The 19,822-nt window shown below is 50.3% G+C and carries 19 protein-coding genes; 13 read left to right on the forward strand and 6 right to left on the reverse strand.

All coding sequences use genetic code 11. The annotated features are described in order from the left end of the window. Positions 1-82: 82 nt before the first annotated feature. The gene (locus H6859_01115) at positions 83-2,371 is read left to right on the forward strand and encodes a primosomal protein N' (GenBank protein ID USO05834.1); all 2,289 of its coding nucleotides are present in this window, start codon (positions 83-85) and stop codon (positions 2,369-2,371) included. 3 nt (positions 2,372-2,374) lie between these two features. Here H6859_01115 and H6859_01120 read toward each other — a convergent pair whose 3' ends face one another. After that, positions 2,375-2,608 (reverse strand): hypothetical protein, encoded by a 234-nt coding sequence (locus tag H6859_01120; GenBank protein ID USO05835.1) that lies wholly within the window; start codon positions 2,606-2,608, stop codon positions 2,375-2,377. Positions 2,609-2,760: 152 nt separating this feature from the next. Here H6859_01120 and H6859_01125 point away from each other — a divergent pair, with 152 nt between their 5' ends. Both H6859_01125 and H6859_01130 read left to right on the forward strand, forming a co-directional pair. Further along, complete coding sequence (locus H6859_01125; GenBank protein USO05836.1) at positions 2,761-3,558, forward strand: hypothetical protein; 798 nt, start codon at positions 2,761-2,763, stop codon at positions 3,556-3,558. Then, a complete protein-coding gene (locus tag H6859_01130) occupies positions 3,537-4,388 on the forward strand; it encodes a hypothetical protein (GenBank protein ID USO05837.1) in 852 nt (283 codons plus the stop codon). Before H6859_01125 ends, H6859_01130 begins: the two co-directional genes overlap by 22 nt. A 10-nt stretch (positions 4,389-4,398) precedes the next feature. Here H6859_01130 and H6859_01135 read toward each other — a convergent pair whose 3' ends face one another. Further along, the gene (locus H6859_01135) at positions 4,399-5,850 is read right to left on the reverse strand and encodes a fused MFS/spermidine synthase (protein USO05838.1); all 1,452 of its coding nucleotides are present in this window, start codon (positions 5,848-5,850) and stop codon (positions 4,399-4,401) included. Positions 5,851-6,062: 212 nt separating this feature from the next. Here H6859_01135 and H6859_01140 point away from each other — a divergent pair, with 212 nt between their 5' ends. The 9 genes from H6859_01140 to H6859_01180 all read left to right on the forward strand — a co-directional run bounded on the left by H6859_01140 (position 6,063) and on the right by H6859_01180 (position 13,152). Then, positions 6,063-6,653 carry a F0F1 ATP synthase subunit delta gene (locus H6859_01140; GenBank protein USO05839.1) on the forward strand — a complete coding sequence of 197 codons (591 nt, stop codon included), beginning with the start codon at positions 6,063-6,065 and terminating at the stop codon, positions 6,651-6,653. 10 nt (positions 6,654-6,663) lie between these two features. Then, positions 6,664-7,071 carry a GxxExxY protein gene (locus tag H6859_01145; GenBank protein USO05840.1) on the forward strand — a complete coding sequence of 136 codons (408 nt, stop codon included), beginning with the start codon at positions 6,664-6,666 and terminating at the stop codon, positions 7,069-7,071. Between the two features lie 55 nt (positions 7,072-7,126). Next, a complete protein-coding gene (locus H6859_01150; protein ID USO05841.1) occupies positions 7,127-8,674 on the forward strand; it encodes a F0F1 ATP synthase subunit alpha in 1,548 nt (515 codons plus the stop codon). Positions 8,675-8,677: 3 nt separating this feature from the next. After that, positions 8,678-8,947, forward strand: a complete 270-nt coding sequence (locus H6859_01155) for a hypothetical protein (protein USO05842.1) — start codon at positions 8,678-8,680, stop codon at positions 8,945-8,947. Continuing rightward, a complete protein-coding gene (locus H6859_01160) occupies positions 8,935-9,849 on the forward strand; it encodes a F0F1 ATP synthase subunit gamma (GenBank protein ID USO05843.1) in 915 nt (304 codons plus the stop codon). The genes H6859_01155 and H6859_01160 overlap by 13 nt, the downstream gene beginning before the upstream one ends. A 24-nt stretch (positions 9,850-9,873) precedes the next feature. After that, a complete protein-coding gene (locus tag H6859_01165) occupies positions 9,874-10,059 on the forward strand; it encodes a hypothetical protein (GenBank protein ID USO05844.1) in 186 nt (61 codons plus the stop codon). Positions 10,060-10,085: 26 nt separating this feature from the next. Beyond that, positions 10,086-11,540 (forward strand): F0F1 ATP synthase subunit beta, encoded by a 1,455-nt coding sequence (gene atpD / locus H6859_01170; protein ID USO05845.1) that lies wholly within the window; start codon positions 10,086-10,088, stop codon positions 11,538-11,540. Positions 11,541-11,855: 315 nt separating this feature from the next. Next, positions 11,856-12,275, forward strand: coding sequence for an ATP synthase F1 subunit epsilon (atpC, locus tag H6859_01175; GenBank protein ID USO05846.1), 420 nt, complete (start codon positions 11,856-11,858; stop codon positions 12,273-12,275). Positions 12,276-12,351: 76 nt separating this feature from the next. Continuing rightward, the gene (locus H6859_01180) at positions 12,352-13,152 is read left to right on the forward strand and encodes a hypothetical protein (GenBank protein USO05847.1); all 801 of its coding nucleotides are present in this window, start codon (positions 12,352-12,354) and stop codon (positions 13,150-13,152) included. A 15-nt stretch (positions 13,153-13,167) separates the two neighbouring features. Here the strand turns inward: H6859_01180 and H6859_01185 are convergent, their stop codons facing one another. Both H6859_01185 and H6859_01190 read right to left on the reverse strand, forming a co-directional pair. Then, the gene (locus H6859_01185) at positions 13,168-14,067 is read right to left on the reverse strand and encodes a TIGR00730 family Rossman fold protein (GenBank protein USO05848.1); all 900 of its coding nucleotides are present in this window, start codon (positions 14,065-14,067) and stop codon (positions 13,168-13,170) included. Positions 14,068-14,083: 16 nt separating this feature from the next. Beyond that, positions 14,084-14,716: an aminodeoxychorismate/anthranilate synthase component II gene (locus H6859_01190; protein USO05849.1), complete on the reverse strand. Its 633-nt coding sequence runs from the start codon at positions 14,714-14,716 to the stop codon at positions 14,084-14,086. A 125-nt stretch (positions 14,717-14,841) separates the two neighbouring features. On the opposite strand from H6859_01190, the gene H6859_01195 reads away from it, so the two are divergent. After that, a complete protein-coding gene (locus H6859_01195; GenBank protein USO05850.1) occupies positions 14,842-15,483 on the forward strand; it encodes a hypothetical protein in 642 nt (213 codons plus the stop codon). Here H6859_01195 and pabB read toward each other — a convergent pair. Together pabB and H6859_01205 are read right to left on the reverse strand one after the other, a co-directional pair. Further along, on the reverse strand, positions 15,469-16,884 hold the full coding sequence (gene pabB, locus H6859_01200) for an aminodeoxychorismate synthase component I (GenBank protein USO05851.1): 1,416 nt from the start codon (positions 16,882-16,884) through the stop codon (positions 15,469-15,471). The two genes, H6859_01195 and pabB, sit on opposite strands and share 15 nt — an antisense overlap. 259 nt (positions 16,885-17,143) lie before the next feature. Then, positions 17,144-19,714: an ATP-dependent DNA helicase gene (locus H6859_01205; GenBank protein USO06652.1), complete on the reverse strand. Its 2,571-nt coding sequence runs from the start codon at positions 19,712-19,714 to the stop codon at positions 17,144-17,146. Positions 19,715-19,822: the final 108 nt, after the last annotated feature.

The following is a 19,822-nucleotide window of genomic DNA, read 5'->3' on the forward strand; positions in this document are numbered from 1 at the left end:
TCTACTCGTCGTCGCTTGCGCCTGCTGTAAAAGTAAGAGGAAACGACTATATAGCCCAGTAAAATTTGCTTATAACTATCAGATGCAGAATCTTTTTCAAGAGGTTGAAGAGCAAAAAGCGCAGGCTTTGCCGGGGGCAGTGATGTCTGTGCTGGTGCCGTATCCGGTGGATAAGGCTTACGATTATATTGTGCCGGAAGGGTTGGATTTGGTCCCCGGTGATTATGTGACCGTGCCTTTGGGGGGGAGAGAGGTTCCGGCGGTGGTGTGGGGTGAGCCTGCGGGTGATGTGAAGCTGGGCAAGCTTAAGGCGGTTGTGTGCAAGCATAATATTAAGCCGATGCCCGGTGTGATGCGCGAATTTATCGACTGGGTGGCGCGTTATACGATGTCGCCGAAGGGCTTTGTGTTGAAGATGGCGCTGTCGGTTCCGGCGGGGCTGAATTTACCAAAGCCAGCGAAGGGGTATGTCATAGCTTCGTCATTGCGAGCGGAGCGAAGCAATCTAGAGGATGTAGATTGCCGCGTCGGATCTGGCGATCCTCCTCGCAATGACGTTACTGTTAAACAACAGCAAGTTCTGGATGTTTTGGCCGATGGAAGCCCCCGGATTGCGGCAGATGTTGTGCGCATGGCCGATGTTAGTGCAGGCGTTGTCAAAGGGTTGGCCGGGAAAGGGCTGGTCAAAGAGGTAGAGATTTTTAACCCCGCGCCGTGCAGGCGGCCTGATGCTTTGCGAAGTGGGGCGGCACTGTCGGAAGATCAGGATGCGGTGGCCGGGCGGCTTACAGAGGCTGTGAAGGCGAAGGAATTTCATGCGGTTTTGCTTGATGGGGTGACAGGCGCGGGGAAGACGGAAGTTTATTTTGAAGCGGTGGCGGAGGTTTTAAAACAGGGTCGGCAGGTTCTTATTTTATTGCCGGAAATTGCGCTGTCGAATGCGTTTTTGGATCGGTTCGTGGCTCGTTTTGGCTGTGCGCCAGCGCTCTGGCATTCGCATTTATCGGGTGGGACGCGCAAAACGACGTGGCGCGGCGTAGCGGAAGGTCATACAAAGGTTGTGGTTGGGGCGCGATCGGCGCTGTTTTTACCCTATCAGGATTTGGGGTTGATTATTGTCGATGAGGAGCATGAGTCAGCCTATAAGCAGGAGGACGGCGTGATTTATCATGCGCGGGATATGGCGGTGGTGCGGGCGCTTCTGGGCAGTTTTCCGGTGGTGTTAGTTTCCGCGACGCCGAGCCTTGAGACGGTGCATAATGCATGGATTGGCCGGTATGAGCATTTGCATTTGCCGGACCGGTTTGGCGGGGCGCGAATGCCGGATATCGAACTCGTTGATATGCGCGATAAAAACCAGAAGCCTGATGCACAGCATTTCATTTCTGCCGGTTTGAAGCAGGCAATTGCCGAGACGCTGGAACGCGGGGAGCAGGCGTTATTGTTTTTAAACCGGAGGGGCTATGCACCGCTGACGCTGTGCCGGAGCTGCGGGCATCGGATGGAGTGTCCGCGTTGCACGGCGTGGCTGGTGGAACATAAGAAAACCGGGGCGCTTCAGTGTCATCATTGTGGATATGCGCAGCGTATGCCGAAAGCTTGCCCGGAATGTCAGGAGGAGGATAGTTTTGCGGCGTGCGGGCCGGGGGTGGAGCGCATTTATGAGGAGGTGCACAGCCTGTTTCCCGAAGCGCGGATTTTGATGCTGGCCAGTGATACGGCGGAAAACAGTGAGGCGCTCAGCAAGATGTTGCAGGACATTAAGGATGACAAGATCGATATTATTATCGGGACGCAGATTATTGCCAAGGGGCATCATTTCCCGAATTTGACGTTGGTTGGCGTGGTCGATGCGGATTTGGGCTTGCAAGGCGGCGAGCTGCGCGCGGCGGAGCGGTGTTATCAATTACTGCACCAAGTGGCAGGGCGCGCCGGGCGTGAGGATAAGCGGGGCCGCGTCTTGCTCCAGACCTTCATGCCGGAGCATAGGATTATGAAAGCGCTGGCCGAAGGTTTGCGTGATCCGTTTTTGGAGACGGAAGCGGCGGAGCGAGAAGCGGCGCATATGCCGCCTTATAGCCGATTGGTCGGGATTATTGTTTCAGGGCGTGATGAGCGCCAAGCGTTCGAGGTGGCTAAGGCGCTGGGGCGGTCTGCGCCGCAAAGCTCTACAGAAGGTGGGGGGATTACGACGCTGGGACCTGCGCCTGCGCCGTTTGCGCGGCTGCGCGGGAAATATCGCTATCGTTTACTGGTGCAGGCGGACAAGGCGCTGGATATTCAAAAGACTATTGCGTATTGGGTCGGCGCGGTCAAAGTGCCGTCAACCGTGCGGGTTTATATTGACATCGATCCGCAGAGTTTTTTATAGGAGTTAAAGAAGTCCCGCGATTCTGAGTTCGTGAACAGGTTTGGGATTGAGGTCTTCATCAGTGATGCGGGCCTGATCCAGTCGGTGTTGAATAGCTTTTTCTAAGGTTTGTGTTCGGCCGTAATTTTCGGGCAACCTTGATTCTGTCAACGCGTCTTCTGGAATATCGTCTTGCTCTCCTGTGAATATGTTTAGTGCCGGGAATTTAGATGTTAGTGATGATATTGCGCCGGGCATGGTTGTCTCCAAATTTTTGTGTTGAATAATTCTTTTAAATCCTATGGCGCGTAATATGCCAAAAATTCAACCTTATGTCAAATATTGTTTACGGTTGGGGGTTTGAGCGGGGTTGTCTTCCTTTTAGGCGTATTTTATGAGAGCATTCTTTTATGAACGCCAAGGCCTTACCAACCCAGATTACTTCTTATGATCTTCTGAAAAGCTTTGCCCTGATCACGATGATTATTGATCACATTGGCATGGTGTTTTTTCCGGATGATTTGTGGTGGCGCGTGGTTGGACGAATGAGCTTTCCGGTGTGGATTTTTCTCATCGGTTATGCGCGCAGCCGGGAGGTGCCTGCGGTTTTCTGGCTGGGGGCGGTGGTGCTAACGCTTACGGATTTTATTACCGGCGATGCGGTGTTGGCGCTGGATATTCTGGTGACGATTGGACTGACGCGTTTGGTTCTTGATAAGGTCATGGTTTATCTGGTGCCGGAATTGTCTCGGTTTTGGCTGGCTTTTGGCGTTTTATCGGCGTTGGTCCTCCCGACTTTTGTGATATTTGATTACGGGACGATGGCGTTTTTGATTGCCGGGTTCGGGTATATGGTACGGCATTGGCCCAAAGATGATGCGGCGGTTCAGAAATTACAAGAGCGTTACATGGTCGGGGTTATTCTGGTTTATGCCGGGATTGAGGCGGCGGCTTTTGGCTTTTCGACGGCGCAGTTTTTGTTTGTATCGGCTGGTGTTACGGCTGTTTTCTTATTGCTGCTTAGCCCGTTTAAGCCAAAAATTCATGAGGGGCTTGATGATCGTTTGGGGCCGGTTTTAAGCGGGATGCTTCGGTTGTTTGGGCGTCATTCACTGGTCATTTATGTTTTGCATCTTATGGCGTTTAAATTTACGGCGATGGCTTTGGGACTTCATGAATATGGGTTGTGGAACTGGCGATGGCTTTGAGCGGGGTTTTAAAAACTCAGAAAATATCTTCTGCGCTGACGTCGTATGATCTTCTGAAAGCGCTGGCGCTGGTTTTAATGGTCGTGGATCATGTCGGTTATTTTTTCTTTCCTGAAGAGATTTGGCTGCGGGTGATTGGGCGTTTGAGTGTGCCGGTCTGGTTTTTTCTGATCGGTTATGCGAAGACGCGTGAGGTTCCACGGCTGTTTTGGATACTGGCGCTGGTGGTGGCGGGCTCTACTCTTGTCTCCGGGGAGTATCTGTTTCCTCTCAATATTCTTTTTACACTTATTTTGGCACGGTTGTCGGTTGATTGGCTCTATAGGCATGCTCTACGCAACACAGAAGCATTTTTGGGCATGTTCTTTTTGCTTTCATTTGCAGCGCCGCCGAGTCTGGTTTTTATCGAATATGGGACGTTGGGGTTTTTGTTTACACTTATGGGGGCCTTGCGGCGGCATAAAGGCGATGTGGCCGCGCCGAGCTGGATGGTCTGGGCGTTTTTTGCAGCCGGTAGTTTTGCGTATATTCTTGTGCAGAGTTTATTGCTGCCGAGTTTATCTGCGGGGCAATTTTTCTTTTTTGTCGCTGGGATGGTCGTTTTAAGCTTCCTGCTTTATCGCTTTAATATTCATGTGTTTGAGAAGGTGAATGTGCGCTCTTTTCCTCCGGCGCTTTTGCTTATGCTTTTGGGGCGGCGGACTTTAGAGTTTTATGTTTTGCATCTTTTGGTATTTCGCGCGGTTGTTATGGCTGTTGATCCATCGCGTTTTGCTTTTGGCGAGTTTAAGGTTTTTGCCTTTTCTCAGTTGCTTTCATTTTTGCTATAGGCCTGTGATGCTAATCGGTCTCACCGGGATCATCGAGGAACGATCTGTTTTTTAAATCGGAATAGATTGTTTTTGTGTCGGTGTCAGGATTGTTGCTGTAAATATAAATCATGTTTGTTATGGTGCTGTCTTCTTCTTGCCATAGGGCGTAGTAATCATGGATTGAGTGACGTGAAACGTGTGGAAATACGCTGCGAATGGTGTTGTCCAGATTGCGGCTGAATGCTGATTTGAAGTTAGGTATTACGGCAAAATTTCCTAACATTTTTCCATCGTCTTTTAGATGATCTTTAATTTCAGCAAAGAATTCACGTGTGATGAGATGTTCAGGGATGCTGGCAATTCCTTGATAGGCATCCAGAATAATAACATCGTATTTTTTATTCGTTTGTGTCAAAAATGCACGGGCGGGTAGAGGATGGAAGGTCTGGTTATTTTGTAAAGGTTGTTTCAGAATAAATTTTTCGGCGATATCTTTGAGGCTTTTGTCTATATCAACATATTCATAGTGATTGCCTTTATCACCATATCCCAGGGTGAAAGCGCCCGCGCCGATAACTAAAATGTCTTTCGGGTTGTCGGTTTCGTTCCAAATGGGGCCAAGTGCTATTTGTTCAATAAACTGAACATATTTATATTTACGATGATCATCTGAGTACATTGAGGACATGTTTCCATTCAAGACCAGATGGCGTTCATTATGATCTTGAATAATGGAAATCGTGTTGTATTGGTTGTTTTCTACAATGGAGTGTTCTCTTCTCATTGCCTGTGAAGAATTGGTCATTACTCCGGCGAGTATAAGCGTCCAGGTCAGGGCAATGCGCAGGGACATGCGTTCGCGGCTTAGGAGGGTAATTAATAATCCCAAAATGAAAAAATTGATGATGGCGGTGTTGTGGACGCCAATATGGCTCATGAGCACCAAGGTTGAAAAAATTGCTCCGGCAAAAGACCCAAGAGTGGAACAAAATAAGATTTTCCCTGTGATTTTGGCCAGTTTTTTCTGCTTAAAAAAATTACAGCTTAAAGGGATGGTTTGTCCTAGGAGGTATACGGGCATGACTAGAAAGAGCATGGCGTAGAGCGTAGTGGCAATGATGCGGTTTTTAAATCCTGTTTCATATATAGTGTTAAAAAACAGATCAATGAAGCTATAGGATAAAGCGAATAGTAAGAATATGAGCGCCGTCAGTAGGTTGATAATAAGTTTTTCGCGTATGTTTATATGATTTTTAAAGCCGGGGAATATTATATGATTTCCTGGTTTAAACCGTCCGCCTGCGTGATAGCCAAAGGCCAAGGGCATCAAAATTGCAGCAATGATAATTGAAATGGTGTCGGTGCCGCTGCCTACAAAAGGCAGGTTTAGGCGAATGGCTATGAGTTCTGAGGATAGAACTACATATCCTTCAAGGATAATTAGGGTAAAAAGGGCGAAGGTGCCTTTGCGTGAAATCATGTGTTTTGTATAGCGTTTATTTGAGTTGGTTCAAGGTGCATTTTTTAGAATATAGTTTGTGTGTTAACAGGATGGATTTTGTGCGGTTTTTCAGGAGGCAACACATTGCATTGAAAACGTCCTTTAATAAGGTTTTTGGGCTTGTCATGGTCGGCGCGCTATGCTAAATCCTCGCCCAACACGGAAAAAGAACTCAAAGGGAGCCATAGAGCGTGTCATCATCAAGCCAAGCCTCTTCTGTTGTGAGTCAACGCTATGCTAATGCATTGATGGAACTGGCTGAAAAGACAAAGAAGCTGGATAAAGTTGAGAAAGATCTTCAGGAATTGAAGGCGATGGTTGAGGCTTCCGATGATTTGCGCGGGGCGATTCGTAGCCCGCTTTATGCTGAGGATTCTTTGTTGAAAGCTATGGGGACTTTGGCCGATCATGCTAAATTCCAGGATATTACCAAAAATTTTTTAGGGCTGTTGGTTAAGAATGGCCGGTTGGGCGGTTTGCCCAAAATACTTGAAGCCTTTGCGGCGGCTCTGGATAAGCGACGCGGGGCGATTGCCGTGAATGTCGATGTGGCGCAAGATTTGTCTGCGAAGCAGCAGAAAGAGCTGGAGGCGGCATTGTCCAAGGCGATCGGTAAAGAGGTTGCTGTGTGCGCGAATGTGAAGCCAGATATTCTGGGCGGTATGGTGGTGACAGTCGGGTCTTATATGATTGATGATTCCGTGCGCCGGAAGCTGGAGCGTTTGAAAGTCTCCATGGGCGGCGGTGCGAACGAGAATGTCTCATTGAAAGAGGTTGGGTAAAAAACCGCGAATGAACACGAATAGACACGAATTTATGACTATGAATGAACCGTTATTGTTAAAGGATGAAGTTTATCAGATAACGGGGTGTGCTATGTCTGTTCTTAATGAGCTTGGCCGTGGTTTTGCGGAAAAAGTCTATGAAAACGCGTTGGCTGTTGAGTTTGGTTTAAAAGATATTCCGTTTTCTCAGCAGCCCGGTTTTGAAGTTCACTATAAAAGCCAGAATGTTGGGCTTTATGTTCCTGATTTTATAGTGTTTGGTAAGGTTATTGTTGAGTTAAAAACAATTGATAAAATCGGTTCGAACGAGCAAGGACAGGTTTTAAATTATTTGAAGGCGACAGGTTTGGATGTTGGTTTAATCCTAAATTTTAAGCATTCAAAACTAGACTGGAAACGTATTGTTTTATCTTGAATATTCGCGTTCATTCGTGTGTATTCGCGGTTTATAAGAAAGAGGATTTGAAATAATGGAAATCAAAGCAGCAGAAATCTCCGAGATTCTCAAAAAACAGATCGCCGATTTTGGTGCGCAGGCGGATGTGGCCGAAATTGGGAAGGTTTTGTCCATCGGTGACGGTGTGGCGCGCGTTTACGGGCTGGATAATGTTCAGGCCGGGGAGATGGTTGAATTTCCTGGCAGTATTAAAGGTATGGCGCTGAACCTTGAGGCCGACAATGTCGGGGTTGTGGTGTTTGGCGATGACCGTAACATTAAAGAAGGCGACATCGTGCGCCGGACCGGGAAGATCGTTGAGGTTCCTGTTGGGAAAGAGCTTTTGGGCCGCGTTGTGGACGGTCTGGGGAATCCGATTGACGGTAAAGGTCCGATCAAGGCAAAGCAAACCAGCCGCGTTGAAGTGAAAGCGCCGGGGATTATTCCTCGTCAATCTGTGTTTGAGCCGATGCAATCAGGTCTTAAGGCTGTCGATGCGCTTGTTCCTGTTGGCCGGGGCCAACGCGAATTGATTATTGGCGACCGTCAGACCGGGAAAACGGCTGTTGCGATTGATACGATCATTAATCAGCGCACGATCAACAAAGCGTCTGATGAGAAGAAGCATTTGTATTGTATTTACATTGCCATCGGTCAGAAGCGTTCGACTGTGGCGCAACTTGTGAAGGAACTCGAAGAGCAGGGTGCGATGGAATATTCTATCGTGGTCGCTGCGACGGCTTCTGATCCAGCGCCGATGCAATATCTGGCGGCCTATACCGGCGCGGCCATGGGTGAGTATTTCCGTGATAACGGTCTGCATGGTCTAGTTGTTTATGACGATCTTTCGAAACAAGCCGTAGCGTATCGCCAAATGTCCTTGCTGCTTCGTCGTCCTCCTGGCCGTGAAGCATATCCGGGCGATGTGTTCTATATTCACTCTCGCTTGCTGGAGCGTGCGGCGAAAATGTCAAATGATCAAGGTGGCGGGTCTTTGACCGCTTTGCCAATCATTGAAACACAGGCCGGTGATGTGTCGGCCTATATTCCAACCAACGTGATTTCGATCACCGATGGTCAGATCTTCCTGGAGACGGGGCTGTTTTATAAAGGTATTCGTCCGGCGATTAACGTTGGTTTGTCTGTGTCACGCGTTGGCTCTGCGGCGCAGATCAAGGCGATGAAACAGGTTGCAGGTTCGATTAAACTTGAACTTGCGCAATATCGCGAAATGGAGGCGTTTGCGCAGTTTGCATCTGATCTGGACGCCTCGACGCAGAAATTGCTGGCGCGTGGTGAGCGTTTGACCGTGCTTTTGAAGCAGCCGCAATATTCTCCGCTGACCGTTGAAGAACAGGTTGTAGTGATTTTTGCCGGAACTAAAGGTTATCTCGACGGGATTGCCGTTTCCGATGTAGAGACTTATGAGGCGCGCTTGCTGGAGACATTGCGCTCATCGGGGCAGGGTCTTCTTGACAGGCTTGCGGAAGAAAAGAAAATTTCTGATGAGCTGGAAGCCAAGCTGCGTGAATTTATTGGTGATTTTACCAATGGTTTTGCTGGTGAGAAAGCGGCAGCTTAAGCTATGGAAAATGATGTTTTGGGAGATTTGGAAAAAGCTTTTACTGCGGCTCGTAGATGTGGTGCGTTGTGCGTGGATTCTCATGTGTTTGACGATGACCGGGGTGGGAGAATGGAGTTGCTCATAGCTTTTTCTTCTGCTGATCATGGTGAACCGCGCGGTATTCCCCTTGATGACCCTAAACATGCTGCTTTAGTTTATGCTATGGGAAGAGCGCTGTCTGGTCCATTATACGCCCAGCGTGATGGTGAGGTGTCGTTATGCCAAGCTTAAGAGATTATAGAGACCGGATAGCGTCCGTTAAATCGACCCGCAAGATCACCTCTGCGATGAAGATGGTTGCGGCATCCAAGTTGCGCAAGGCGCAGGAACAAGCCGAAGCGTCTCAGCCTTATGCGCAGTGCATGGCCGATATGATGGCGCGCGTTGCTGGCGGCGTTGTGGTGAGCGATGCGAGTTCTCCATTACTGGCTGGAACGGGCAGTGATCAGAAGCATTTGCTGGTGATTGTGACGGCTGACCGTGGGCTTTGCGGCGGGTTTAATGGAAACCTTGTTAAGAAAGCGCGGGCGAAGATTAAAGAACTTCAAGACATGGGCAAGGATGTTTCAATTGTCTGTGTCGGGCGTAAGGGACGGGATTTGCTGCGTAGTGATTTTGGAAAGAAAATTGAGCAAAAGTTTATCGGGGTCACGGGAGCGTCAAAGGTCGAGTTTGCCGATGCCAGCAAGGTTACCGAATATGTGTTGGAGCGGTTTGATGCTGGCGGATTTGACGTGTGTCATCTGGTTTATAACGAATTTGTTTCCGTGTTGACGCAAAAGCCTTCTGTGCAGCAGATTATTCCTTTTGCTTTGCCGGAGAGCGAAGGGGTGGAAAAAGCTCCGAAAAAGGCGGGAAAGACCAAAGAGGGTTTAAGCTCTCCGTATGATTTTGAGCCAGAGGAAGAGCAGATTTTGAATGCCTTGTTGCCGCGGAATATTGGTGTGCAGATTTTCCGCAGCTTGCTGGATAGCTCTGCCGGTGAGCAGGCGGCGCGGATGACGGCGATGGATAATGCGACGCGCAATGCCGGGGAAATGATTGATAGTCTTACGCTGGCCTATAACCGTGCGCGTCAGGCTTACATTACCAAGGAATTGATTGAGATCATCTCCGGCGCGGAGGCGGTGTAAGATTGAGTAGAAGGAGTATTTGATATGACTGATGAAGTTAAAGTTAAAGTTGCTGTTAATAGGGATTGGCAAGAAGTGCAGGAAACTGCTGAAAGACGTAGAGATGGATGGTGGGTTAAATCTCGTCGCACAGCGAGCGGAAAGCCTGTGTTTCCTAGTCGTGAAAGCGGGACAGACAGTATGAATTTCACCCGTGCCCCGGGTGAGTAAGAGTTAAACGATAAGAGGACAAAAAAATGGCGAAAGCGAAAGCAAAAAGCAAAGCAACAGGTGCGGTTGGCACTATTCTCCAGGTTTTGGGGGCGGTTGTGGATGTGCAGTTCAACGAAGGCGAAGTGCCGGCGATTTTGAACGCGCTGGAGACGGACAATCAGGGCAACCGCCTGGTTCTGGAAGTGGCACAGCACCTTGGTGAGAACACTGTGCGCGCGATTGCGATGGATATGACAGACGGTCTGGTGCGCGGCGCGGAAGTGGTTGACACGGGCGCGGGGATCTCTGTGCCGGTTGGCCCGGAAGTGCTTTCACGCATTATGAATGTGACGGGTGAGGTGATTGATGAAGGGCCTGCGCTGAAAACAAAAGCGCGCTGGGAAATTCACCGCGCAGCGCCGGCGTTTGAAGATCAGGCGACCGAAGTTGAGCAGCTTGTGACGGGGATTAAGGTCGTTGACCTGCTGTGTCCTTATGCCAAAGGCGGTAAGATCGGTCTGTTTGGCGGCGCGGGCGTGGGTAAGACTGTGACCATTCAGGAATTGATTAATAATATCGCGAAAGGCCACGGCGGCGTGTCTGTGTTTGGCGGCGTCGGTGAGCGAACCCGCGAAGGGAACGACCTTTACCACGAAATGATGGATGCAGGCGTTATTAAAGAGCATGATTACAAAAACTCCAAAGTGGCGCTTGTGTTCGGTCAAATGAACGAGCCGCCGGGCGCGCGTGCGCGCGTTGCGCTGTCTGCGCTGACCATGGCGGAATATTTCCGCGACGAAGAAGGTCAGGACGTTTTGTTCTTCCTCGACAATATCTTCCGCTTTACACAAGCGGGTTCCGAAGTGTCTGCGTTGCTGGGGCGCATTCCGTCCGCTGTGGGTTATCAGCCAACACTGTCCACCGAGATGGGGAATATGCAAGAGCGCATTACGTCCACGAATAAAGGCTCGATCACCTCCATTCAGGCGGTTTACGTGCCTGCGGATGACTTGACCGATCCGGCTCCGGCCACAACATTTGCGCACCTGGACGCTACGACGGTGCTGTCTCGTGCAATTTCGGAAATGGGTATTTATCCGGCTGTGGATCCGCTGGATTCGACCAGCCGTATTCTTGACCCACGTATCATCGGACAGGAGCATTATGACGTGGCCAACCGCGTTCAGCAGACTTTGCAGCAATATAAAAACCTGCAGGACATCATCGCTATTCTCGGGATGGATGAGCTTTCTGAAGAAGACAAGCTGGTTGTGGCGCGCGCGCGGAAAATCCAGCGTTTCTTGTCACAGCCGTTCCATGTGGCCGAGGTCTTTACCGGTACGCCGGGTGTGTTCTGTCAGCTTGAAGACACGATCAAAGGCTTTAAAGCGATTGTTGACGGGCAATACGACCACCTGCCGGAAAGCGCGTTCTATATGATTGGCACGATCGATCAGGCGGTTGAAAAAGCCAAGAAAATGGCGGCAGAGGCGGCATAACTTTCATTCTGTCATGCCCGCTTTTATGCGGGCATCCGGATCCCCGCCTTGTGCGGGGATGACAGTAAGGGTGAGATTTTAGTTATGAACAAAGTGTATTGTAACAATTGCGAAAAAGAAGTTCTTCCTGTGCGGCCCATGGGGTTGGGTACATTGTTAATGATTTTGTTGACTTGTGGTTTTTGGATTATCTGCATCCCGTTTTACAGTTTGAGGTGCGGTACATGCAAAAACTTATTGAGCAAAGAAAATATTCAGAAAGCTAAGTAAGCTTAAGTAAATTAACGACAACGCAAACCAAAAAGGGTCAGTATTATGGAAAATAATATTCAATTTGAACTGGTGTCTCCTGAGGAAAAGCTGGTTTCCCAGCCGGTGCATATGGCTGTTATTCCCGGTGATGAAGGGGAGTTTGGCGTGCTGGCCGGGCATGCTTCGTTGGTAGCGTCTTTGCGTCCCGGTGTTGTTGAGCTTTATGAGCAGGCCGGTGGCGAGGCGCGCAAGATTTTTATTGCGGGCGGGTTTGCGGACGTAAGCGCGGAGCAATGCACGGTGCTGGCTGAAGAAGCCGTTCTTGTGAGCGACCTCGATCAAACAAAGATTGAGCAGAAAATTGCCGATCTCAATGAAGATCTGGGTATCGCCGAGGAAGCCGCCGACAAGGCGCGCATCGAAAAGCGTCTGGTGCTGCTTAAGGCCAAGCTTTCCGCCGTGACGGGCAAACTGGCGGCTTAAGTCTTTATTTTATTGACATAACGCTATTATTTTCTTTATGGTCCGTTTTTTAATTTGAAAAAAGGATTCAATTTTCATGAAAAAAGTTCCTGCTGCTTTGGTTGCTGTTGTTTTGAGTGTTAGTGCCAGCGCTGCGTTTGCGCAGGCGGCTGAGGGGGCGCAAAATAATGATATTTTGTCGCTTACTCCTGATGCAGAGCCAACAACGAATTTTGATTGCTCTGGAAAGATGGCGCATGAATATGCGATGAATGATTACAATCAGATTACTGCGGAGGATCCGGCGTTGTATTCTCTATCGAAGCGGACGCTTGGTTTTAACGGTCTTGAAATTAAAAATCTGGCGGATCGTTATGGTGCTTTGCGCACGGCGCTGGCGGAAAAATATGAAACATTGTTTTGTGGCACTGTAGACCGGCAAAATGTTTCTCGGAAAATTTATGAAAGTATTTATAAGACAGGGATTTTTTTAAGAGATGTTTTTGAGTTGCACGGGCAAATGATAGCGGAAGAGCCGGAATGGTTTGATCGTTATTATTCCGATGATTATCTTAAGATGAGTATTATGCACTTTTTAGGCGTTGAGCGTCCAGAAAATGCGGTTGATAAGCAGTTTCTTGAAGGGTATGCCGCGCGGCGGGACGAGCTTGTGCCCGTGTATTTTGCAATAGATCTTGCTACGATTTTAGGGATTGAAGAATTGCCTGAAATGCAGGCTTATCTTCAAACATTGGATAGGATCATGAGCGAAGAGTATGACAAGGCATTTCTTGGAGAAAATCAACAAGATTTTCTTCCTTTGCCCTATGAGATTCAGTCAGAAAAGTCATATGGTAGACCTGTAAATTTTTCTAGCGATGGACTTACGCTTTTTTAAGGATTGTGTTGAGGGTCATCCTTCCCGCGGTCCCCATTTGGCGCCGTGGAGGTCTATTTCTATGAATTTCTGATGTTTTAGCGCTTCATGTAAGGCTGCTTCTTCGCTTCCGACAGTGAAAAGCTCCAGACAGTGCCTGGTGATAAAAGTTTCTTTGGCTGCGTGGGTGATCCATTTCAGAAGATTGTCGAATTCTCCGTCCTGATTCAGAAAGCCGATTGCGCGTTTATGTTTGTGCAATTGTTTCAGGCCGAGCGCGCAGGCGGCGTAGTATGAGTTTTCAACGCTGGGGATGTCGATGATGATGGGCTCATCGGTGCCTCTGGTGATTTCATCTTCGAAGTGGGGGTAGTGATCCGGCTCTTCATAAATATCGGTGGGTGGCTGGTAATTTTCCAGCGCCGGGAAAATGTCTTCGGTGTTCTCGATGACGATCAGGAAGCGCGGGTCGAAATCGGGCAGGGTATTGAGGTAGGCGATCAAATCGTTCCAATAGCCTTCGACATTGACCAGTATGAGCGGTTTGATATGCAAGCCGAGCTGTGCCCAATAGAGCATTTCAAGGCTTTCATCGAGCGTGCCAAAACCGCCGGGCAGGGAGATGACCGCATCGGCCATTTGGAACATGCGTTTTTTGCGGTCCCAGAGGTCCTCGACCATTATGGTTTCGGACAGGCCGGGCAGGATGCGCTCGCTGTCTTTGAGCTTGCGCGGGATGATGCCGGTAACGTGGGCGCCGCCATCCAGTGCCCCTTTGGCCAGCAAGCCCATTAACCCGGCATCCATGCCGCCATAGGTTAGGCGCATGTTCTTTTCACCGATAATTTGGCCGAGGGCACGTGCTGCATCTTTAAATACGGGCCGTGCATGGCCGGAAGAGCCGAGATAAACTGTGAGGGTTTTGATGTTGTTCATGCTTTTTCCAATATTGTCATGCCCGCTTTATGCGGGCATCCGGATCCCCGCACAAGGCGGGGATGACATCAGGACTATGCCATCGTTTTGCAAGCTCTACAAAGTTATTTACAAGATTTTGCCCGCTCTGTGTCAAGACAGATTCCGGGTGAAATTGTACGCCGTAAACTGGATGGGCGGGATGGCTGAGGGCCATGATTTCACCGCTTTGTGTTTGGGCGTCTGTTACGAGTGGGCAGATTTTAGATAGTTGTACGATCAGGGAATGGTAGCGCCCGACATTTAGCGGTGAGGGCAGGTCTTTGAATAGCTCTTGTGCGTTGTGTGTGATCGTGGTGGATTTGCCGTGAACAGGTGTTTGCGCGCGCAGGGTAAGGGCGCCGTAGGCTTCACCGATGGCCTGGTGACCGAGACATACGCCGAGGATAGGCAGCGTGGGGCCGAGCGTTTTGACGGCTTCAATACATATGCCTGCTTCTTTCGGGGTGCATGGGCCGGGGGAAAGGATCAGCGCTTCGGGTTTTAGGGCTTTTATTTCTTTAAGCGTGATGGCGTCGTTGCGGACGATTTTAGTTTTGACCCCGGCGATTTCGAAATACCGCGCGAGGTTGTGAACGAAGGAGTCGTAATTGTCGATGACCAAAAACATGGCTCTTTAAAGCATATTGAAGGGGCTGCTGGCAATATATGAAAATTCTGTACCATTGTGCATTTTTGAGTTGTTATTTGCTATAAAAACTGTATAAGAATTCCTTCAAAGCAGGAGGATATTGTATGCCGAAAATTGTAGCGATAATAAAAGCTGTTGACGAAGATCGCGCTGTTGCTCGGATTTTAACGCGTTTTAATGCGGTTACTGCAGGAACACGCTGGAGCGATCTTGATCGGTTTCAATGTCTTCGCCATGCCTTAGAGGATGAGGCGGATAGTTTACGTTCGATTGGTGATCGTGGTCGGTCTGTTGTGTCTGAAGCGTTGAACAAAGCTGTTTCAGGACTTTCCGGACAATATAACGGGGATGCACGTCATGACGTATCAAAAAGCGTTGTATGGTGTGGATTGTTAGAAGATTCTGATGTGCAGCGTATTGTTGATAGGTTCGCTTCTGTATCTGAAGGGGAAACAGATGTAGTTAAAACGCATCGTTTTGTTAAAGTTATTATGCAAGAGGCTGAGGCTTTAGAACGGTTGAATGGTAAGAAAGAAGAGCGGATGCGTGTTGCTATTGCTTTGCAAAGCGCTTTTGAACAAGTTCCAGAGGGTGGAGGTTACAGAGACCAGCACGCACTTTTTGCTATTGAGGAAAGGAAGCCGGTTTGGAAAGAATATCTTTCTTTTTGCAGGGCGGGTGTCGATCAAGGTGTACTTACAAACGAAGTGCAGAATAACGCGGAAGTGGAATTAACCCACTCGTAAAATTTCTTCTTCGGTTTCGTGGCGCGGGGGCTCGAAGCTGCGGAAGAGGCCTTCGGCTTTATAGAAGGTTTCCTGATATTCGTCTTCGGGCTTTGAATCGGCGACAATGCCGCCGCCGACCTGGAAGCTGACTTTCCGGTCTTCATAAACCAATGTGCGGATGAGGATGTTGCTGTCCATGGCGCCGTCAAAGCCAATATACCCCATGGCCCCGCAATAGGGACCGCGCCGCGAAGGTTCCAGTTCTTCGATAATTTCCATGGCGCGGATTTTGGGTGCGCCGGTGATGGAGCCACCGGGGAAGCAGGCTTTCATCAGGTCAAGCGGAGTTTTGCCGCTTTTGAGTTCACCGTGTATGGTGGAGACCAGATGATGCACGCTGGCGAAGGTCTCGAGCTTGCATAACTCGCTGACCTTGATCGATTTAACTTTACAGACTTTTGACAGATCGTTGCGCAGTAAATCAACGATCATGGTGTTTTCGGCGCGGTCTTTGTCGCTATTTTCGAGCTCGTAGCGGTATTTTTGATCCAGTGCGGTGTTGGCGATATGGGGGCGGGTGCCCTTGATGGGACGGGTTTCAACGCGGCTATCCTTGACGGTTAGGAAACGTTCTGGCGAGGCGGAAGAGATTTTTATGTCCCCACAGTTCATATAGGCGGCGAACGGGGCCGGATTTACTTCGCGCAAATGGCGGTAATGGGCAAAGGGGCTGAAACCTTCCGGCAGGTTTGCGTCAAAACGCTGGGATACGTTGGCTTGAAAAATATCACCGGCCTTTATGTATTCAATAACCTTATCAACCATATTCATGTAATCGCAGGCATCGAAATTGGATTCCCATTCGAGATGGGTGTTCTGATGCGGCGCGTGGTGGGTTGGGTGTTTGATCAGGCCCAGTACGTAGTCTTGTTTACGGCGGGCTTCGTGATAACTGGGCGCGTGAGTGATAATCCAGGCCTGATTTTTTTTATGGTCGAAGGCCAGTACCTGATCGTAAATGCCCAGCGCAAGATCGGGCATATCGGGGTTGTCGGCGGCGTCTTGGGGAAGTTTCTCCAGTGCGCGGCCAACATCGTAGCCAAAATAACCAGCCAGTCCGCCCTGAAATGGTGGCAAGCCACGAACGGGCTGGCTTTCAGGAACCCATTTTTTTATGCGCTCTTTGATGATTTTGAAGGGCTCGCCTTCGATATTCAGTTGTTCTTCCCAATTGGTGATTTGCATAGAGCCGTCTTTATATTCCAGTGTTTCAATCGGGTGGGAGACGACAAAGGAATAGCGGGCATTGGGATGGTCACGATCAGCGCTGTCGAACAGCAGGGAGTATGGTAAATGTTCAAGGGCGCTGAACGCCTCTAGAGGATCGCGGATTGGCAGTTCCCGGATAAAAGGCGTCATTATGCTGGCTCCCTTCACGCAAACATTCCCTGTTGTTGTATTTTTTGCTATTGCGAGCAGTTTAGACTGCATTTTTGTTCACAGCAACATTTTTAGTTTTGGGCGATTCTGTCTATAAGAGAATTCTAAAATGAATTTTATCCACATTTTCGAGATTTTCGTCATTGCGAGCGCAAGCGAAGCAATCCATCTCTTGTAAGAGCTTTTTGTGATAGATTGCCGCGTCGCTGACGCTCTTCGCAATGACGGCGTGAGGTTCTTATGTGTCTAAATGTTTCTGAATGGCGGTGATGACTTCGGAAAGGCCTGTTTTTACTACCTCTACATTCTTGGGAAAGGCGCTTTGCAGGCGGGTGGGCAGGCCGGAATCGAGCATGACAAACACGCCTTTATCGCCCTCGCTGCGGATGAGGCGGCCGAAGGCTTGTTTGAGTTTGAGGCGGGTGATCATTTCGTCATAGGCGCGCCCGCCGAACGCATAGCGGCGGGCTTTGTGCAATATAGTCGGGCGTGGCCAGGGAACGCGGTCAAAAACAATCAGGCGCAAGGCATTGCCCGGAACATCTACCCCGTCGCGCACGGCATCGGTGCCAAGCAGGCAGGCATGTTCATTTTCACGAAACATATCGACCAGCGTGCCGGTGTCGATTTCATCAACATGTTGGGCGTAGAGCGGCAGGCCGGATTGTTCCAATTCATCGACGATGTGGGACTGGACAGCGCGCAGGCGCGATATGGCCGTGAAAAGACCGAGTGCTCCGCCGCCTGCGGCCTTGAACAGAGCGCGATAGGCCCCGGCGACCTGATCGAGATCGTGTTTATTGACATTATTGATAACGAAAATTTTGGTCTGGTTTGCGTAATCAAATGGTGAGGCAAAGCTGTGGGTTTCTGTGTTGGGATTGAGATAGGCCGCGCCCGTGCGTTTCAAGGCACTGGTCCAATCGGCTTGATCTTCCTGTGAGGAATCGCGCAAGGTGGCTGAGGTTACTGCCATACCGTGGATGTGAGGCCGGATGCTGGTGGCGAAGGGCTGCATCGGGTCGATATGGTGGCGATACAACCCGACATCGACGGCGTGTCCGTCAATGCGCTGGATTTCCATCCAGTCGATAAATTCTGAAGTACTATCAGAGGAGGGTCCTTTATCAAGGTTTTCGAGCATTTGTATCCAGGCCTGGAGCGTCAGGGTGGCACGGCGCTCCAGAGAAGAGCTGAGGGCTTCGAGGCGTTTGCGGGTGTCGGTATCGAGGAGGCCTTCATCATTGGCGAGTTTCTTTTTGAAAATGCGCGCAAGGCTTTGCATCGGTTTTTGTAAATGTTGTAGTGCGGTTTTGAGATTATGGGAGGCTGTGAGCACATCGGGGTCTACCGGTAAAAGTTCGGTTTCTAGTGAATATGGCCCGTCACGGCCATTAGCGCGGGCGTGGATTTGCTTATAAATTTGCGCGAGAAATTGCTCGGTTGGACCGGAGGGGAGGCCGTCGCGCAGGCGCCGGGTCCATCCATCCATCGGCAGGCATTCGGCGACGTTTAAGATTTTGCGCAGAAGCTCTTCGGCGTCTTGCATGCCTTCTGTTAAGTCTTCGGCGCGGCGTTTGAGGCCACGGGCGCGGCTGGCGCGGCGGCCGCTTTCATTGCCGAGAATCCAGCGGCGCAGGTCGCGGGCCTCACGCGCGGTGAGGTGGGCGGCAAAGGCGCTGTCGGCGGCTTCGAAGAGATGGTGGCCCTCATCGAAAATATAGCGTGTTGGCATGTCTTCGCCGGGGGTAGAGAGTGCGGCGGAGATCATGACCAGTGCGTGATTAGCGACGACGATGCGGGCGTGGGCGGCGCTGCGCACGGAGCGTTCGACAAAGCATTTGTGGTAATGATCGCAGGCGGAGTAGATGCATTCGCCGCGGCGATCGGCCAGAGCGGACGTGTGGCGGTATCCCAAGAGGCCAGCCAGCCAGCCGGGATAGTCCGCGCCGGTGAGGTCGCCGTCTTTGCTGGCTGCGGTCCAACGCGCCATGATTCCGGCGGCTATAACCGCATCTGGGTGTTTGGCGAGCGCCGCTCCGGCGGCTGCCTCTTCGAGGTTCAGCAAGCAGAGATAGTTCTCGCGGCCCTTGCGGGTGGCCACATGGACGGTTTTTAGCTCAGGGTTGGGATAGAGGCGGTCGAGTTCCTGATCGATCTGGCGCTGGAGGTTTTTGGTGTAGGTGGAAATCCACACCGTTCCTTGGTTCTTTTCCGCCCAGACGCTCGCCGGGGCAAGATAGCCAAGGGTTTTACCAACGCCGGTACCTGCTTCGGCGAGGATGATGTGGGAATAATGGATGATGGATGTTGGGGTAATAAAAGAGGAGTCCCCCCTCCCTTGAGGGAGGGGGATAGGGGGAGGGTGTAAAGATGCCTCCCCACCCTGACCCTCCCCCCCAAGGGGGAGGGGATTATTGTGTTGGGAGGAGATTGGCGGTGTAAATGCCTTTGCAATCATGCTGGCATATTGCATTTGTTCTTCGCGTTTTTCGGCTTCGGGGCCGAGGAGTTTGGCGAGGCGCTCGCGCGCTTCGTCCTCGGTTACGCCATGGTGAGAGGCAGGTGGAGGAGGGGCTTCTTCGGCCCATTCGGGCAGGTTTTTCCAGATGTTTAATCCGGTTTTTGAATTGACGGGCACGTCTTCATCATATGGCTGTCCCAGCGCGGAAAATACGAAGGGCGTCCACGCCCAGCCTTTGCCGTTCAGGCCCATGACGCGGGCGATTTCGAGTGGATCGGCCTTGGCCTTATGCGGGTCGGCGCGCAGATCACCGAGCAGGGCGCGGGTAATGTCCAGCAAGCTCATTGGCGCGTCGTCGAGGCTGGTTGGTTCGGCTAGGCCCAGTGTTTTGCACAGGCCGTTTACAGTTGGGGTTGAAAAGGTCGCCGGGTGGACAAAGGCGAAAAGTTCGAG

Source organism: Rhodospirillales bacterium (genome assembly GCA_023898785.1).
In the GTDB taxonomy this organism is placed as follows: domain Bacteria; phylum Pseudomonadota; class Alphaproteobacteria; order Micavibrionales; family Micavibrionaceae; genus TMED27.

Bases quoted from the DNA above. Each gene is read 5' to 3' on its own strand.
- H6859_01145 (USO05840.1), top strand. From the start codon at position 6,664: ATGAACACGAATAGACACGAATTTATGACTATGAATGAACCGTTATTG.
- H6859_01135 (USO05838.1), bottom strand. From the start codon at position 5,850: ATGATTTCACGCAAAGGCACCTTCGCCCTTTTTACCCTAATTATCCTT.
- H6859_01205 (USO06652.1), bottom strand. From the start codon at position 19,714: ATGAGCTTGCTGGACATTACCCGCGCCCTGCTCGGTGATCTGCGCGCC.
- H6859_01195 (USO05850.1), top strand. From the start codon at position 14,842: ATGCCGAAAATTGTAGCGATAATAAAAGCTGTTGACGAAGATCGCGCT.
- H6859_01160 (USO05843.1), top strand. From the start codon at position 8,935: ATGCCAAGCTTAAGAGATTATAGAGACCGGATAGCGTCCGTTAAATCG.
- atpC (USO05846.1), top strand. From the start codon at position 11,856: ATGGAAAATAATATTCAATTTGAACTGGTGTCTCCTGAGGAAAAGCTG.
- H6859_01150 (USO05841.1), top strand. From the start codon at position 7,127: ATGGAAATCAAAGCAGCAGAAATCTCCGAGATTCTCAAAAAACAGATC.
- atpD (USO05845.1), top strand. From the start codon at position 10,086: ATGGCGAAAGCGAAAGCAAAAAGCAAAGCAACAGGTGCGGTTGGCACT.
- H6859_01120 (USO05835.1), bottom strand. From the start codon at position 2,608: ATGCCCGGCGCAATATCATCACTAACATCTAAATTCCCGGCACTAAAC.
- pabB (USO05851.1), bottom strand. From the start codon at position 16,884: ATGACGCCTTTTATCCGGGAACTGCCAATCCGCGATCCTCTAGAGGCG.
- H6859_01180 (USO05847.1), top strand. From the start codon at position 12,352: ATGAAAAAAGTTCCTGCTGCTTTGGTTGCTGTTGTTTTGAGTGTTAGT.
- H6859_01125 (USO05836.1), top strand. From the start codon at position 2,761: ATGAACGCCAAGGCCTTACCAACCCAGATTACTTCTTATGATCTTCTG.
- H6859_01185 (USO05848.1), bottom strand. From the start codon at position 14,067: ATGAACAACATCAAAACCCTCACAGTTTATCTCGGCTCTTCCGGCCAT.
- H6859_01165 (USO05844.1), top strand. From the start codon at position 9,874: ATGACTGATGAAGTTAAAGTTAAAGTTGCTGTTAATAGGGATTGGCAA.
- H6859_01190 (USO05849.1), bottom strand. From the start codon at position 14,716: ATGTTTTTGGTCATCGACAATTACGACTCCTTCGTTCACAACCTCGCG.
- H6859_01115 (USO05834.1), top strand. From the start codon at position 83: ATGCAGAATCTTTTTCAAGAGGTTGAAGAGCAAAAAGCGCAGGCTTTG.
- H6859_01155 (USO05842.1), top strand. From the start codon at position 8,678: ATGGAAAATGATGTTTTGGGAGATTTGGAAAAAGCTTTTACTGCGGCT.